This is a genomic window from Sphaerospermopsis reniformis (assembly GCF_005402885.1).
Lineage (GTDB): Bacteria > Cyanobacteriota > Cyanobacteriia > Cyanobacteriales > Nostocaceae > Sphaerospermopsis > Sphaerospermopsis kisseleviana.
In genome coordinates, this window is the sequence record NZ_BJCE01000110.1 from 1 (window position 1) to 17860 (window position 17860).

The window sequence follows — 17860 nt, forward strand, 5'->3', positions numbered from 1 at the left end:
CCAATGCCCAATGCCCAATGCCCAATGCCCAATGCCCCATGACTAATGGCCAAAAAACTTTTTCTTGGGATGAAAAGGAATATTGAGAGAGTTATGAAAATCTTCTTGAACTTTATGAGTTAAACGACGAGAGACTTGACGGACAATTTGATGCAGTAGGCGATCGCCTGTAGACTGAATCAAAGCATGGGGTAAACGGTGAATAAATCTGGGAAAATGCAGATCAACAATCAACTCTAACTGCCATTCTACCCTAGTCATCCCCGGCAAACTTGCTACTAATTCCAAAGACGCATTATAGTCTACATCATAACCAGGGGCTTGGTAGTTAGGGATAGGAATTGTACGGATGTGGTATTTACGTTCCTGTGGTGCTAACAATTCCAAACCTATTTTTGGTTCTACCTCATAACCAAAAGCACCAAAGCGCCCAATGACCAAAGCATAACCATTTTTACCCAAAGGTTCAACCCTCATAGGTTCAGCGCAACGCACAAACCATGAAGAATGGGAATTGAGATATTCAGCAACCTGTTCTTGAGAAGCATACATTTCCATGCAGTCTTGATGACGGCTATGGAATTTACTAGGACCTGCATGAGTGTCTTTGGCTGGTGTTTCATCTGAGGTTACGCTTGAACCCACTGGTAAAACTGATTCAGTTATTTCCAAGGTTTGAAATTCCCAGTTGTTTGCTACCATAAATGCGTTTTCTGTATACTTAAAAAGTTTGTCTATACCATTGATTCCCAATCAGGGAGAGTTTGTTCACACAAAAATACAAATTTCATCAAAACATCAAAAAGTCTGTTATCACCTCCATAGAATCACTACAATTAAGAACGAAAACAGCACATATTAGTTTCTCAGGATAGCGTAAATCATGAAAGTATTTGTAGCAGGTGCAACAGGTGAAACCGGTCGCCGCATTGTACAAGAGTTAGTAGCCAGAAATATTCCTGTTCGTGCTTTGGTACGGGATCACCAAAAAGCTAAAGCTATCCTATCTCCTGAAGTTGAGTTAGTTGTGGGGGATGTGTTATCACCAGAAACCCTAACTGCTGCCATAGGTGATAGTACGGTAGTCCTGTGCGCTACTGGTGCAAGACCCAGTTTTGATCCTACAGGACCCTATCAAGTAGATTTTCAAGGTACGAAAAACTTAGTGAATGCGGCTAAATCCCAGCAAATTGAGCATTTTATCCTGGTTTCTTCTTTGTGTGTTTCCCAGTTTTTTCATCCGCTAAACTTGTTTTGGTTAATTTTAGCCTGGAAAAAACAAGCTGAGGAATACATACAGAAAAGTGGACTCACTTATACAATTGTCAGACCTGGAGGGCTGAAAAACGAAGATAACACCGATGGGATAGTTATGCAAGGCGCTGATACTTTATTTGATGGTAGCATCCCCCGGCAAAAAGTGGCTCAGGTTTGTGTCGAGTCTTTGTTCGAAAATGCTGCACGTAATAAAATTGTCGAGATTGTCGCTAAACCTGAAGTTACCCCTAAAAGCTTCCAGGAATTATTTCAAGAAATCAGGTGACAGGTGACAGGTGACAGGTGACAGAAGATGTTTATTAGCAATGCCCAATGCCCAATGAATGACGAATAACTGATAAAAAATGACTATTAAATTCAAAGGTGTAGAAAAATTAATTGGTCCGATTGCATCACTTCTGGCTTTTGTGTATCTTTTTCAATGGTACATTTTTGGTGATTTGCAATCAAAAATAGATCCCATATTTGAGCGAAAAAATCCGCCTTTGGTGATGAAAGACGGAGATCCTTACATCCGTGCTTTGATGCGGACGATTTCTTTTAGTGAGTCTAACACTCCACGTCCTTATTCTGTGTTATATGGTGGTAAACAGGTGAATGATTTGAGTCGTCATCCACAGATATGCGTAACCATTGTCAATGGTCCAAATAAAGGAAATTGTTCTACTGCTGCGGGTAGATATCAAATTATTAATACTACTTGGTATGACATTGCACCCCGTTATCATCCTCATCCCCCAGGGTTGAGATTTTGGCATAGTTATAGTTTTGACGCTGAATATCAAGATGTAGTAGTTTATCGTTGGTTGAATGATTCTAAAGTTTGGGGAGTTGATATTTCTCAACAGTTACGTAATGGCAAATTAAATGATGTTTTACGGCGACTTTCTCCCACGTGGACAAGTTTAGGATATGGGATAGAAACTAATTCTAATACTCGTTTTTTGCCTCAAGTTTATCAAAAGGTTTTACAAGAAGAATTAGCACTGGCTAATAAACCAACAGTGAATAATCCTCAAGCATTACCAGCGCCACCATCATCAAATTCTTTGCCAGATTCACAACAAATTAGATGATGTTAGATTTTAAAATTGTATTTAAATTGTATTTAAATTGTATTTAAATTGTATTAAAATTGTATTAAAATTGTAGTTTAGTTTTCTAACAAAAATTTTCCCAGATGATCCACAAAATTCTGTGTATTTTCTAAGTGAATATTATGTCCAGCTTTGGGAATGACTTGCAGTTGAGTTACTAATGAATTTCTGTAATACATTGCTGTATTAATATGGACAAATTTTTCATCATATTCACCTACTAATAAAAGTAAAGGAATTTGATTTGCTTCTAGTTTGTCCCACAAAGAAGGTTGGTATCCATTACCCATAAATTGCAAAGATTTGGCAAGTGCTAAAGGATTATTTTCTAACCTACTTTCTATCATCTTTTGATATACTGGATGATTTTTGATATTACCAAAAATTGGCTGATTATACCAATTGTGTAAAAAAACCTGAAATTCCGATTTATCAATCATCCTAATTAATTTTCGGGTAATTTGATAATCACCTTTAATCCTGGATAATCTTTCTGCATCTGTTGGTAAACCAGGAGAAGCAGATTCTAATACAACTTTGATAAATCTTTCTGGAAAATGTAAAGTGAGATATAATCCTAATCTTCCTCCCATTGAATAACCAACTAAAAAACATTGTGCTATTTTTAATTCATCTAATAAGTTGATGATAGCTTGGGCGGTATTTTCTATTTTATAACATTCATCACCGCATAAAACTTTTGTTTTACCATGTCCTGGCAAATCCAGGGTAAGATAAGAAAAATCATCACCTAATAGTTGAATTGCTTCATCAAATTCATAAATATTTCCCATAAACCCGTGTAAAAACAGAATTACTGGTTTAAGAGAGTTTTTATTAAAGGAATAGTGAAAATGATAGTTTTTATTCAAAGGGGTTATTTGTGGAGTTTGCATTGATTTTAAGTATGTCATTTCCCAGAAAGTTTACCATTATGACAAACCTATTTAGGGGTTGCTGAGAAAGTCTTTCCGTGAGGGCATAGGAGTCAGGAGTCAGGAGGAGATTTGAAAATTTCTTTGCCATCTCTTGAAATCCCAAGAAATGCACACTTTTTCCGGTATACCCTTCAAAACCCTTGCACTAATTTCTGTGTTTATCAGCCTCTAACCTTTGATATATCAAGGTTTTAGGTTTATTCAGCAAACCCTATTTAACTCTAGGTAAAAGCTGATTACTGATTACTGATTACTGATTACTGATAGCTGAATACTTACCTAATTTTTCACAACTTCTCGCCTTCTAGGTATGTCATAAATCATAAAATCATGCGCCATGATAGTATTAGGAAAAATCGCACGGGCTTCCTTCAACAAATCTTTTAACTCAATGGTATTACCGGGAGTATAACGAGGACTAAAATGAGTCATAATTAATTGATTCACCCCGGACAAATAAGCTGTTTGTGCTGCCATTGTGCTGGTAGAATGTAATCTTTGAAAAGCCATATCTGCATCTTGATGGGCAAAGGTAGCTTCATGAATTAATACATCTGCATCTTGGGCTAATTTGACAGCACCATCACAATAAACAGTATCTGTACAATAGGCAAATTTGCGGCCAATTTCCGTAGGTCCACATAATTCACTACCATTAATTACTCTTCCATCTTGCAGGGTTACAGTTTCACCGCGTTTGAGTTTTCCATAAATAGGACCAGAAGGAATTTGTAAAGCTTTGGCTTTGTCCACATCAAAGCGTCCGGTTCTGTCTTTTTCCTCTACACGATAACCAAAAGCTGTAATGCGGTGATGTAACAAACCACAGCTAACAATAAATTCATCATCTTCGTAAATTACCCCTGGTTGAACAGTATGTACTTTGATGGGGTAAGAAAAATGGGTGTGTGAGTAACGTGAGGCGCTTTGCAGATATTCATTTAACCCAGCAGGACCGTAGATATCAATTCTGTCTACATTTCCAGCTAAACCACAACTGGCTAAAAGTCCCATCAAGCCAAAAATATGATCTCCGTGGAGATGGGTGATAAAAATTCGGGAGAGTTGGCTAATTTTCAGATCACTCCGCAAAATTTGATGCTGTGTACCTTCACCACAGTCAAACAACCATAGTTCTGCCCGTTGTGGTAATCTCAGTGCCACACTGGAAACATTACGTGATCTTGTAGGTACACCGGAACTTGTTCCTAAAAATGTTATCTGCACAGCGTTTTCTAGCCTTCCTCTAACTCAAACTGAGGATTTATTTATAATAACTCACAAGATAACCAGGCCAAGATAACTCACAAATAGTTCCTTGAGGATACATGGGAAGGCGTTGAAATTTACCTTTAATTTGTCGGGCTAAATTTTTAAACTGTTTTGTTCCCTGACCTTCCCTCTTAAATGAGTTAACAGATGAGTTAACGCCTAAACCATCATCTACAACACTTAGTGTGTGCCAACCCATAGAAAAAGAACAATTAACTTTGAGACAGGTTGCTCCTGTAGCATATTTACCCACATTACACAAAGCTTCTTCTAAAAATCGGCAAATTCCTCGTTTGTCTTCAATAGTTAAACTGTGTTCGTCTATAGGTTCAAAATTACGAATTTTTAATTTGATGGTTCTAAAGCAAGGAAAATCTCGTTCTAAGGTGTGACTATAAACTTGATAGAGAATTTCGTGCAGGGGTTCTTGTAGATTGATAATTATACTGTTTCCTAAGTAAAGGTTTGTTTTTTGATGTGTGAGGCTTTCCTGTTGCCAAAATTCATAAATTCCCCTTAATTCTTGGTTTAAATTTTCTAGGTCTTTTTCTAACTCCGGTAGGATTTTCTTAATTGATAAATCTTGTAACTTCACCAATCTTAAAACCCTATTGAGAGTTTGTAGTGGTCCGTTATGGATGGTTTCAAATGCAACTTCAATCATCGCTTTTCTAGCTTTAATTCCCGATTTAACGATTTGGCTATAGTGATATATACCTGTGATAGCTATAGCATTTAAAGCTAAGACTATAATTGCGGAAAATTTTGGAATTAAGCAACCCCAAGTTAATAGTACATAACTGGCACTGACTAAGTTAGAGATGACAATACTAATCACTATAATATTTGTGACTGGATATGTGTTTAACATCCACATATTTTGCCATCCTGATTTCATTTTCATCCAAAATTTAGACTGCATAAGCTTTCAATATTAATTGACAATTGACAATTGACAATTGAAAATTGACAGAATTGAAATGGTTATTTGTTAGTATTCAGCTATCAGTAATCATTAATCATTAATCATTAATCAATCAACCCTTCTGATCTCGCTTTATTTTCTGTTTGAATGCGGATATTTTTACCTTCCTCTGGGTAAACGTTTAAAGCATCTTGTAACTTACTCCAATAATGACGCACCATGCGTTCAGATACACACATTTCTTCAGCAATTGCTTTATCTTGTAATCCTTCTTGAAAAGCCAAATTTAGGACTTTTAACCATTCGGGTTTTACTTCTAATCCTGAGTAAATTCCTTTGATATCTTTTGTATGAGTTAATCCTTGTAATGCCCAATCTACTCTTGTTAACATTTCTTGGGTTGAAATGCTTTTATCAGCAATAGTAAAACCTCCTTTGTGACTATCAATATCCAAACGAATACGTACCAATGTCCTTGCATGGGCGCTTTGGACAACAATATTTAAGTGAGGATATTTTTGCATCAAAATTTTCAATAGTTGAATACCGTTGTCAGGTCGCGCAGTCAGTCCTTTTTCTTCGGGAATTGAAAGATCCATAACTATCAAATCAGGCTGAAAACTGGTAAGTTGTTCAAGAGTATTATTGACATTAATTGCGGTTATAAATTCAGCACTAGGATAGTTTTTTTTGAGAATGTCAATTGTTCCACTTAAAACTGATTCATGATCATCAATTACCAAAATTTTCAGCAATTTATTTGCTGATAAAATTTGTTCCATCTTCAATACTGAATAATAATTAGCTTTTCCTAAATTGTATTTATGTTGGTTTATTTGCTATGAGGGATGTCACCCTTACCCCGGAGAATTTTACTGAAATTAATATAATTATTTTGGTGAAAATATTTGCTAGAACACCGAGGGCGAAGCATTCTGATAGAATATGAATTGGTTTCAGCGATAAGTTATCACCCGAAGGCTTCGCCCCTGCAAGGTAAAAACAAATAAAACCTACCAACAAAAATACCAAGCTATCCTATGATTGCTACTGTTGTAAAAGCATTGCCCAGACATTAAAAATTCTAGGCTATCACTGAGATAATTTAATTCCGGTAGATAGGAGTAAGACGTTAGGTTAGATAGATCAGAATAGGTGATTCTGACAGTTAATTTTTTGGTATTTTCTTTGAGTTGTAAACTGATATAAATTGCAATAGGTGTGAAATTTTCTCGCAAAGTTATTCTTAATAATTCTTCTAAAGCTCGTAGAATTATGAGACTACCTTCTACAGACTCATGTTGCCAATATGCTGGCATATCAATATGGAAATAGATATGAGTATTAGATAAGACCCAAGGTTCTAACAAGCATTGGATTGAGAGTGGTAAACTCTCTTGAATATACACTGGACACAGGCGATCGCTCAACTGAACTAAAGAGTGATGAAAATTATCAATTTTTTTGGTGTGTTCATAGCAATTCTGAATTAATAAATTTGGATGATCTATTTTTAATACATCTAAACTGCGACGAATGGTGAAAGTTTCTTGTAACAAACTGTCCCGAATTTTTTCTGCTTCCCCAAACAGTTTTATGGATTGTCTATAAGACCACCACTGTAATGCTTCTTGAATGCTTTGTTCATAGGTCATAAACTTGACAATTGTTATGCCTTGAGTGTCAGTAATATCAGTAATAGATATTGATACCAATTCATAATTGAAAATTCAGAAATGCAGATTATATGTAGGGTTTTTGGTTGTAATCTGTTGCCTAATTTTAGTGAATTGGTATGAGAAATTTGGATGAAATTAGGACTTACGCAAGATGTGACTGAAAACCTTATTCTTGCGTAGGGGTAATTCATGAATTACCCCTACTTTCGTTCCCTTTTTGGTAAGTCCTGGAAATATTACAATTCATCCTCTGTCAGATAGTTTTTTAGTCGTTGTTTTTTAGTCTTGTCTTAATTGTAACTATTTATAAGTCAGTAATTAGTCTTGCTTTTCTCAACATAAATTGTAATGCTGTTTCTTCTCTGGAAATAATGTCAGCTTTTACTTCCATTCCTGCTTGGATATGACATTGGCGAATAGTATTACCAAATTCAAGAGTTTCTGGTTGAATTGTTGCTTCAAAAAAACTCAAATTATTAGATGAGGCTATACCTTGATTTTTATTTTGGGTTATAATGACATCTGGGGAAATGTTGTTGACCACACCGTTAAGTGTGCCATAATCAGGATATGGACAAGCATCTACACGCAATTGGACTTTTTGACCAACGGTAACTTTTTTAATTTCATTTTTAGGAATCATAGCTTTAATGACTAATGCAGCATAATTAGGAACAATTTCTGCAATAGATTCACTAGCACGCACTACTTGACCTGGGTTACGTAAATTTAGCTTGAGGATAATACCATTGCTAGTGGCAAAAATACTGCTTTTGCGAATCTGATTTTCCAGTTGTTCCAGTTCTTTTTGTGATTGATTAATTTGGGCTTGTAATTGCACGCGACGCTCAAGTAATGCTTGTTTCTCTTTATTTAAACTAGCAATATTAGCTTCGCCTTTAGCAGTTTCTTGGGCAATACGTTCTTGTGCCATCATCACTGTTGCGGGAGTTGGATTTACTGCTGCTTTAGCTGATTGGAGTTTGATTTTAGCTATTTCAAATGACTTTTTTTCAGCTTGTAGTCTTAATTGTGTTTGTTGCACAACTAATTGTTTTTGTTCAAATTCTCGTCTCCCAATTGCGCCAATTTTTGATAATTGCTCATAGCGATCGCGGTCTAATTTCGCAAATTCTAAATCAGCTTGAGCTTTTTGTAAATCGGTTTTAGCCTTTTGCAAACTTGCCTCTGAAGCTAGAAAATCACTGTTAGTATTAACTTTTCGTTCTTGATATTCCCGTTGGTTGCGGGCTAAATCTACTTTTGCAGTAGCAATAACAGTTTCGATCACTTTTTTTTCTGCGGACATCTGATTATCTAAATTCTGAATTTGTGCATCTATTTGAATTAGTTGTAAACCACCTTGTTGAATATTACCTTGCAGTTGACTTTTTTTAATTAGTAATTGTTCATTATCCAAATTAGCAATTACATCTCCTATTTTCACAGGTTGATTTTCTTTGACTAAAATGGTTTTAACCGTTCCTTCCATTTGTGGTTGTACTAGACGAACTTCACCCGTAGGACGCACAGTACCAACTGTTTTGACTGTAACATTATATTTAATCCATGAAGAGAGAGCAATCCCACTAGCAACAGTGCTAATTAGAAATATTCCTGCTAAAGAAGTCCAACGACTAATAGGAGGAAGAAGCTCATCATTTTCTCCTGAAGAGATCAATTTTTGATTATGAGTGTAGAGCATAAGTACCTGATAATTTAATTATGTTGAATTAGGGATTATGTTGAATTAGGGAATTAAAAAATCTAAATGTTCGCCTGTTTTTACCTTTAAATCCTGCAAAGAACCATGTATTTTTAATCTTCCCTGATCTAGTAAAACAACCCAATCAGCACGATTAATTACCTTGGGACGATGACTAATTAAAATTGTTGTTTTACCCTGGCGATGTGTAAATAATTGATCTAAAACTTGCCCTTCACTGACAGGATCAAGTCCACCTGTAGATTCATCTAAAATTAAAATTGGTGGACTTGTAACAATAGCTCTAGCTATGGCTAATCTTTGACGTTGGCCACCGGAAATATTTGCGCCAAATTCACCTAAAATAGTTTGATATTTTTCTGGTAATTTACTGATAAATTCATCAGCACCGGCAATTTGACAAGCTCTGACAATTTGCTCAAATGTCACGTAGGGCGCTCCTAAACGGAAGTTTTCCACAATAGAACGACTCCAAAAATGGGCATCTTGGGGAACAAGTACCACCTGTTGACGGAGACTGTCTAAAGAAAGGTCTTGGAGGTTATAAAGTCCAATGCGGATATTGCCTGACTGGAGAGGATATAAACCAGCAAGTAGTTTAGCAAGGGTACTTTTACCACATCCAGATTTACCAATTAAAGCCACAACTTTACCACCGGGAATGGTTAAGGAAAAATCTTCTAAAAGGTCGATTCTACCTGCATAATGAAAGTTGATATTTGTACAAATTATGTCAGCATCACCAGGAATATTTGCAAATGGTTTTCTGTCGTCATTTTCATTTTCTGGAGTAGCATCAATAACTTCTGTCAATCTTTGTACGGCTGTTTTGGCACGGGTAAATTCTTCAACAAAACTGATGACAGTAGCTATTAGACCTAGAAAATTACCATTCATTGAATTAAAGGCTAATAGCTGCCCAATACTTAGGTTTTCATCTGGGTTAATGACTAAATTACCGCCAAACCAGAGCAAAACTATACCGCCAATTGCAGAAATAAAGGTAGAAAATGTATTATTAATAATGCCAATTTGCATTGTGCGTAATGTCAAGGTGGCAAGCTTACTAAATCGAGATTGAAATTCTTCGGAAAATTGGGAACCAGCGGCGGTAGTTTTGAGAGTTAATGCACCTTTAAAACTTTCTACTAAAACACCTTGTACTTCGGCATCTTTAACTAATAGTTCACGGGTCTTTTGTTGTAATGTAGGCTGGAATATTAATGGAGCTATGGTCATTAAAGCAGCAATACAGATAGCTACTAAAGTTAGTTTCCAGCTATAAAAAGCCATGAAACCAAAGGAAATTAAGGCGATAAAAAATCTGCTGGGTAAACTGACGACAACTTGAGTAACTAATTGATTTATTTGGTTAATATCTTGCAGACGACTAACGATTTCTCCACTACGACGAGCTTCATAGTAAGCAAGTGGTAAGCGTAATATTTGTCTGCCAAATTCTAGGACTAATCCTAATTGTAGACGTTGAGCAAAGTGAGCAATTAAGTTAGACTGAACCCAAGAAAGACTACTAGAAATTAGGTTCATTACCACTACAGCGATCGCCATAGTAGTCAGTAGTTTAGTATCTCCACGCACTAAAACATCATCGGTGAGAATTTGTAATAGGAAAGGAGACGCTAAAGATAATAATCCTAAAAGCAAGTTGAGAGGTAAAGCTTGAGCTAAAATAGCGCGAAAATTCCACACGCGCTTGAAGAAACGCCAAAAACCACCAATTTGATCATCTTCTGCTTTGAAAAATTCTTCTGGATCGGGTTCTAATAACAGCATTAACCAATCTGTCCAACCCTCTACTAAATCTTTTTCAGATAGATAGCGGACACCTACTGCTGGATCAGATATGATAAATTGTCTGCCTTTTTTACCATAGAATACTACCCAATGATTACCTTGCCAATGAACAATTGCAGGTAAGGGTGCTTCATTTAATCTGTTTAAAAGTTCGGGAGAAGTTTTGACTGGTGAAGCATTAAAACCTAGTGTTTTTGCTCCCCGTTGTAGTCCTAATAAAGTTGTACCAAATTGTCCTGTACCTACGGCTTCTCTGATGCGACTGAGAGTAAAACTCTTGCCATAATATTTGGCGATCGCTGCCAAGCAAGCTGCACCACAATCTTCTTGACTATGTTGGGAAACGTGAGCGTATTTCATAAATTTTCAATGTTTATATCGCTGGGATTTTCTATCACTGTCAAGCTATTATTTATATTTATTTAATGGGTAATTTATAGTTTAAATTTAGTTAAAAAATAAAACATTGTTACTTTCTGTGAAATTAATTTCCTTTTTATGAAAAGTCATTGCATAATTTATTTAACTTGATCTGAGTTAAGGTTAATTAGCAAAAAATACTGGAACATAATTAATATGCCCCAGTATTTGACCCAGTTAAACTCAATTACTTATCTCTGATGTATCTTTAAATTAGGTTTCTAAATCTAGAATAATTGCACATTTGGTAATTGAGTAGCCACACCCTGCGTAGTATTCACATCATTATTAAACAAGTTTGTGCTGTTGATTTTGGGTACTGATAGTGCGCCCATCAGAAACAATAAGGCTGTACTTAATACTTCAGGACGATCTGCTAAATTAGGAAATAACGCTTTCATAACGGTGAGATATGCTGCGGCTTCAAGTAACCCACCTCCGCTAACATTAGCAGCTTCTTCAGGAGATATTTCAGTGAATAAATTATTGTTTTCCATTGCTTTTAAGTAGAACGGCGGTAAAACAAACAAAGTATGCAATCAAAGGTAAATTAACCCGAAAATATCCTACCTATTACCTTTTACTCCTTGCCCTTTACCTTGTCATCATGACAATTTTTTACGCCTAAGCTGTTACACAGCTAAATTGTATAATCCTAATATTCTGAACTCTTATTTAACAGGCAAGATGCCTGTTCCACTTATACAAATTAAATGCACAACAGCTTACCTACTTATTTGTTATTTGTGTAACTAAAAAATCTTAACTTAATAGAATTTAAATCAAAATATTTTAGTGACATAAGCCCCGTTATAATAAAGATTGAAGATGAAAAAATATTGAGATATAGCCTTTCCCAGTCTCATGAGGTACACCCTAATTTATTTACTGTTCCCAATTCCCAATTCCCAATTCCCAATTCTCAATTCCCTAAGATAAAAAACTCTGTACCTCACTAGCTTGATAAATGCTATAATAAGGCTGAAAAATATGAATATTAAATTTCATGCTATCTGAATTATTCACTTCTTCCTAGTTTTCCGTTATGGATTTAAAGTTGTGGAAATTGTCAAAAGGTAGATGGAAGATTGCACTTTGTCTTTAATACCTATACCCTACTCTCAAGACTTAGCTTTATTGAAGGTTTGATGAACGCGCCTATCTAGTTTAATAAATAACTGTTAGTATTTAGTTAAACCAGATGCAGATGGCGCGTTTTTGACCTCAATCTAGCACTTTTCTACATTGGGATTGACTTGGGATTGACTACAAGCCTGCCAATATTTTAATTACCTCCAATTGCATTGCTGAATTGGCAATACCGAACGCTTCTGCTACTTGTATCAATCCAGTAGCTTTAAGTAGAGGGAGATAGGTGGCAGCAGTTTCAGGAGCAGAAGTTTTCCAACCATTACCATAATTCCAACCATTACCATAATAAGGGTCAGGCATATATTTATTATTTTGATAGTCGGACTTACCACCACTAGCAATAGCAGACTCTTCAGCAGCAACTTGAGTGAATAATTCGTTATTGTTGATTACTTGCATGGTTCAATACTCCTTGATCTTGATTGATTTGATTTGCTTTAAGCTAGAAGTTGATTGCTTTTTTGTAAGCCCCTCAACCGCTTGCTTGTTAATACAATATCGAGGAATAACCTTTGAAGTCATGCTCAATTTCTGCAAACTTAATTTCCAAATTTAGAAATCTATATTTCCGAAAAATACACGCGCTAATTACAATTAATTGTGCAAAAATAATCAACATAAAAATTCCCTATTCTCAACTTTATTCAATGCTTCACTACCCAGCCAACTCCTAAATACTCTATATATTTAACCAATTCCCGTATCTGAACAGTATATGTTTACTATTTAAAGAAAAATATACTGATAAATAAAAATTAATCATGCACAAATATCACAATACAAAAATATTATTTACACCATCTCACAAGCAAAATCAGCTATTTCTGTAATCACCGAAGTATTGCCATCAACAAAGTATAAAACTTTTGCCAAAATGGCACAGATTTTTTATCAAAAATCAGCAGATGCGTGTTAAGGTTTTATTTCCCTAGCCCATTTCTTCTTTTAGTGCCTCTGCCCATGTTAGATTATTTACACCCCCAGCACCTTGAAGAATTAGTCCAAAATAGCTGTATTGATTTACACTTAACCCGTCTAAATTTTATATCGCTCCAAGGTACGATCGCCTATCAGTACCTACTTATATCGGAACAAATACCACGCACCAATACTGGCATGGTAAAAAGTTCGTGGTTGCAGCATTACAGCCATATTACAGCAGGTGGTTGGTGGTGTTCTGGAAGAGATCCACTGAATAATTGGCATAAGATGGAATGGGGATGTTTTAAACCATCCCAACCCCGACAAAACAAAAAAGGCAAGTCTATTAAATATGAACATCCTCCCAGCACACCAACACGGGTATTTTGTTTGCGGGTGACATTGAAAATTTGGCAGCAAGTTGCCCAGCGTTACAATATGGATATGCCTCCAAATATCACCATTGCTGATGATGGTGAAGCGGAAGGTTTTTGGCAATGGGTGATGGAATGTAATATCTCCATAATTATTTGTGAAGGTGCGAAAAAAGCCGCAGCTTTATTAACACAAGGCTATGTTGCTATTGCTATTCCTGGTATTACTAGCGGTTATCGCGTTGTTAAAGATAACTTAGGTCAAGTTACCCGTCGTCAACTCATACCCGACTTAGCAATTTTCGCCACCAAAAAACGCAATTTTTATATATGTTTTGATTTTGAAACTCAAACAAATAAAATCGCCGCTGTCAATAATGCTATTTCCCAACTTGGTTGTTTATTTCAACAACAAAATTGTCCGGTGAAAGTTGTGGAACTCCCAGGAAAGGAAAAAGGCGTTGATGAATTTATTGCTGCTAAAGGTGCAGCTAATTTTGATAAAGTTTATCGTCAAAGTGTAGATTTAGAAATTTATCTAGCTCAAACTAAACCTCACACCGAGTTAACAATTTCTTCTGCACTGAATGTTAACCTGGCTTATTTAGGAGAAATACCTTTTCCCTCTTCTGGTTTAGTAGGAGTAAAATCCGCTAAAGGAACTGGAAAAACTACCGGACTGGAAGCTATTGTTAATCAAGCCAAAAGTCGTAATCAACCCGTTTTATTAATTACTCATCGCATCCTTTTAGGAAAATTTTTATGTGAAAAAATAGGCATTAAATGGGGAATTAACCATGAAGCTTGGAGTATAGAAGAACATCCCCAACTACCAATTACCAAATCTTTTGGTTTATGTGTTGATTCTCTTTGGAAATTGCATCCTCAAGATTGGCAAGGGGCTATAGTAATATTAGACGAAGTTGAGCAATCTTTATGGCATTTACTAAATAGTAATACTTGCAAAAATAAACGGGTGAAAATTCTTGGAGTCTTCCAACAATTAATTGCTACAGTTATCAAAACTGGAGGTTTGATAATTGCCCAAGATGCTGATTTATCAGATGTTTCTCTAGAATATTTACAAGGTTTAGCAGGAACTAAAATTACTCCTTGGGTAGTTGTCAATAAATGGAAACCCCAAAAAGGTTGGGATGTAACTTTTTATGATTCACCTAACCCAACTCCATTAATTCATCAATTAGAATTAGATTTAATTGCCGGACGTAAATGTTATGTAACTACGGATAGTCGCACGGGGCGTTATAGTTGTGAAACCATTGAAGGTTATCTTAAAGAACGTTTGCAGAAGTTGAGAAAGCAATTTCCTGATACTTTGGTGGTTAGCAGTCAAACGACTAATACTCCTGGCCATGCAGCATCTGATTTCATAGCTGCTATTAATCAAAAAATTACTGATTATGATACGGTTTTTGTTACTCCTAGTTTGGGAACAGGAATTAGTATTGATGTGCAACATTTTGACCGAGTTTATGGTATTTTTCAAGGGGTAATTCCTGACGCGGAAGCACGTCAAGCATTAGCAAGAGTCCGTGATGATGTTCCCCGTGTTGTCTGGTGTGCTAAACGCGGTATCGGTTTAATTGGCAGTGGTAGTACCAATTATCAATTACTATCTCATTGGTATCAAGAAAACCAAAAAGAAAATCTCGCTTTACTCAGTCCTTTACATAAAATAGATGTAGATTTACCAGCAGTTTATGATCCGATTCATTTAAGAACTTGGGCAAAATTATCTGCTAGGGTAAATGCTTCTATTCGTCTTTATCGTCAATCTTTACAAGATGGGTTAATAGCTGACGGACATAAAATTATTATGCGGAGTAATGCTGTACAAAATAATATTCTGCGGGATTTACGTTTGGCTTTTTTTGCCACTGATGCCAGGGATGTAGAAAATCGTAAAAGATTAATCATGGAAATTGTTAAAGTCCAAAAAGATTGGGCGCAAAGTCGTCAAAAAGCTAAAGATATTAAACGTAAAATTAAGGAAATTAAACAAGAAAATCAATTAATAGCTGCCAATGCTGTGGCTAATGCTAAGGAAATTGATTATGTTGAATATGAACAGTTATTAGCTAGACATTCTCTCAGTGACGAAGAACGTAATCAAATTAATAAATATATTCTCAGAGATAGGTATGGTGTGGAAGTAACTCCTTGGTTAAAATTGCAGGATGATAAAGGATATTATGGACAGTTGTTAATTCATTATTATCTCACTCATGAAAGTGAATATTTTCATGGTAGAGATCAGGAAGAGTGGCAAAAACAATTATCTTGGGGTGAGGGTAAGGTTTTCTTACCTGATATCAAGACTTATACTCTCAAGGTTGAAGCTATGAGAGCATTGGGTATGTTACAATTCCTGGAATCAGGAAGAGTATTTAGTGAAAATGATAGTGATATTATTTGGTTAAAAAATGTTGCTATTCACAGTAGTAAACATATTAAACGAGCTTTGGGTATTGATGTAGTGAAAGAAAAAAAATCTGTTTCAGGAATTACGATACTTAATCGACTTTTAAGTTTATTGGGTTTGAAGTTGCAACAGGTAAATAATGTTGATAAAGGGGTTGATAAAGTTTATAAAGTTTATAAAGTTTATAAAGTTTATAAAATTGATATAGCAACTCTTAATGATGGGAGAGATAAAATCTTTGCAGTTTGGCAGCAACGTGATGAGTTGAGGTTGCATCATTTACATGGTGTGAATATACATGGTGTGAATATACATGATGTGAATATACATGGTGTGAATACGGAAATTAGAGATTATTCTTTAAGTTCTCAGTTTATGGTACAGGAAGTAATGTAATTTATATGTAAGGAGTCAGGAGTCGTAGGGGCGAAGCATTCGGAAAATAACCTTTTCATAAAATTGATAATTTATCGCCCGAATGCTTCGCCCTTACAGGAAAATAGCCTTTTCATAAAATTGTCAAACAACCTCTCAAGAATAACTCGAAAACTCTCATTTATTCTGTATCCTGTATTCTGTATCCTGAATCCTGACACTTGTATTTTTAGAGAAAGTTAAAGATAGAAAAATTACATGAATGCTGAAGAGTTGATTAAACAGGGAGTAAAGAAGAATTTACAGGGTGATTATGAAGGTGCGATCGCATTGTTTAATCACGCATTACAGTTAAATCCCAATTTAGCTGAAGCTTATCATAACCGTGGTCATGCCTATTTACAACTAGAGACATTTGAACAAGCGATCGCAGATTATCAACAAGTCCTCAACATCATCCAAAATTCTTTCCCCTTACCGCAAAATATTCCTCAAAATATTCAAAATATTATTCAAAACATCAATTTTGATATAGCTAAAGCATTTCATAACCAAGGTTTAGCTCGTTTTAGAAACGGAGATGATCAAGCTGCCATTGCAGATATCAACCAGGCTTTACAATACTCTCCTGATTTTGTTGCCGCTTACAGTAATCGTGGTAATATTCTGCATATTCTTGGTAATTACAAAGAAGCAATTGCTGATTATAACCAAGCAATAAAGTTAAATCCCAACATAGCAGCAGCTTATCATAACCGTGGAAATAGTCGCTATGCTCTTCAAGACTATCAAGGTGCAATCACAGATTATCATCAAGCATTAGAAATTAATTCCAACTTTGCCGAAGCTTACTATAATCGTGGTTTAGTAATGTCTCACCTGGAAGACTATGAACAAGCCATATCTGATTTTAGTCAAGCAATAAAACTCCATCCTGATGATGATCAAGCCTATTATCAACGAGGTTTAGTTTATAGCAATTTAGGAAACTATGAAAAAGCAATTGCAGATTATAATCTGGCATTGCAAATTAACCCTATCCTCTCCATAGTTTATGGCTTGCGGGCTAATGCACGTTACCATTTAGGAGACTATGAAGGAGCAATTGCCGACAGCAACATACTACTACAACTCAACCCTCAACTAGCAGAAAAAATTAGTAATGGGTAATTGATGATTGGTGATTCAATATAAAAGTTTTGGACATATTTGCTTTTCCCTATTCCCTATTCCCTATTCCCTATTCCCTATTCCCTATTCCCTGCCCCAACAGATATCGTAAGTGTTCCACCGGACATGATATAATTTGTCAACTCTTTCTATTTAGGGTTTGCTGAATAAACCTAAAACCTTGATATATCAAAGGTTAGAGGCTGATAAACACAGAAATTAGTGCAAGGGTTTTGAAGGGTATACCGGAAAAAGTGTGCATTTTTTGGGATTTC

At 35.6% G+C, this 17860-nt stretch carries 14 protein-coding genes; 4 read left to right on the forward strand and 10 right to left on the reverse strand.

Annotated features, from left to right (window positions below):
* Nucleotides 1-42: 42 nt before the first annotated feature.
* Nucleotides 43-702, reverse strand: coding sequence for a DUF1997 domain-containing protein (locus tag FFR48_RS15815; protein WP_137668017.1), 660 nt, complete (start codon nt 700-702; stop codon nt 43-45).
* A gap of 181 nt (nt 703-883) precedes the next feature.
* On the opposite strand from FFR48_RS15815, the gene FFR48_RS15820 reads away from it, so the two are divergent.
* Together FFR48_RS15820 and FFR48_RS15825 are read left to right on the forward strand one after the other, a co-directional pair.
* The gene (locus FFR48_RS15820; protein WP_137668018.1) at nt 884-1543 is read left to right on the forward strand and encodes an SDR family oxidoreductase; all 660 of its coding nucleotides are present in this window, start codon (nt 884-886) and stop codon (nt 1541-1543) included.
* Between the two features lie 79 nt (nt 1544-1622).
* Entirely contained in the window at nt 1623-2354 is a 732-nt protein-coding gene (locus FFR48_RS15825) for a glycoside hydrolase family 24 protein (protein ID WP_137668019.1), read from the forward strand.
* 77 nt (nt 2355-2431) lie between these two features.
* On the opposite strand, the gene menH is transcribed toward FFR48_RS15825, so the two are convergent.
* The 9 genes from menH to FFR48_RS15870 all read right to left on the reverse strand — a co-directional run bounded on the left by menH (nt 2432) and on the right by FFR48_RS15870 (nt 12701).
* Nucleotides 2432-3271: a 2-succinyl-6-hydroxy-2,4-cyclohexadiene-1-carboxylate synthase gene (gene menH / locus FFR48_RS15830; RefSeq protein WP_137668029.1), complete on the reverse strand. Its 840-nt coding sequence runs from the start codon at nt 3269-3271 to the stop codon at nt 2432-2434.
* Nucleotides 3272-3592: 321 nt separating this feature from the next.
* Complete coding sequence (locus FFR48_RS15835) at nt 3593-4540, reverse strand: ribonuclease Z (protein ID WP_137668020.1); 948 nt, start codon at nt 4538-4540, stop codon at nt 3593-3595.
* 37 nt (nt 4541-4577) lie between these two features.
* A complete protein-coding gene (locus FFR48_RS15840; RefSeq protein ID WP_137668021.1) occupies nt 4578-5507 on the reverse strand; it encodes a sensor histidine kinase in 930 nt (309 codons plus the stop codon).
* A 107-nt stretch (nt 5508-5614) separates the two neighbouring features.
* On the reverse strand, nt 5615-6292 hold the full coding sequence (locus FFR48_RS15845) for a response regulator transcription factor (protein WP_137668022.1): 678 nt from the start codon (nt 6290-6292) through the stop codon (nt 5615-5617).
* Nucleotides 6293-6523: 231 nt separating this feature from the next.
* On the reverse strand, nt 6524-7165 hold the full coding sequence (locus FFR48_RS15850) for a hypothetical protein (protein ID WP_187041580.1): 642 nt from the start codon (nt 7163-7165) through the stop codon (nt 6524-6526).
* Nucleotides 7166-7493: 328 nt separating this feature from the next.
* On the reverse strand, nt 7494-8894 hold the full coding sequence (locus tag FFR48_RS15855) for an HlyD family secretion protein (protein ID WP_137668023.1): 1401 nt from the start codon (nt 8892-8894) through the stop codon (nt 7494-7496).
* Between the two features lie 45 nt (nt 8895-8939).
* Nucleotides 8940-11090 carry a peptidase domain-containing ABC transporter gene (locus FFR48_RS15860; protein WP_137668024.1) on the reverse strand — a complete coding sequence of 717 codons (2151 nt, stop codon included), beginning with the start codon at nt 11088-11090 and terminating at the stop codon, nt 8940-8942.
* Between the two features lie 287 nt (nt 11091-11377).
* Nucleotides 11378-11647, reverse strand: a complete 270-nt coding sequence (locus FFR48_RS15865) for a hypothetical protein (protein WP_137668025.1) — start codon at nt 11645-11647, stop codon at nt 11378-11380.
* 769 nt (nt 11648-12416) lie between these two features.
* Nucleotides 12417-12701 (reverse strand): hypothetical protein, encoded by a 285-nt coding sequence (locus FFR48_RS15870; protein ID WP_137668026.1) that lies wholly within the window; start codon nt 12699-12701, stop codon nt 12417-12419.
* A 561-nt stretch (nt 12702-13262) separates the two neighbouring features.
* Between FFR48_RS15870 and FFR48_RS15875 the strand changes: the two genes are divergently transcribed.
* Together FFR48_RS15875 and FFR48_RS15880 are read left to right on the forward strand one after the other, a co-directional pair.
* Nucleotides 13263-16436, forward strand: a complete 3174-nt coding sequence (locus tag FFR48_RS15875; RefSeq protein WP_137668027.1) for a plasmid replication protein, CyRepA1 family — start codon at nt 13263-13265, stop codon at nt 16434-16436.
* Nucleotides 16437-16673: 237 nt separating this feature from the next.
* Nucleotides 16674-17585, forward strand: coding sequence for a tetratricopeptide repeat protein (locus FFR48_RS15880; RefSeq protein ID WP_137668028.1), 912 nt, complete (start codon nt 16674-16676; stop codon nt 17583-17585).
* Nucleotides 17586-17860: the final 275 nt, after the last annotated feature.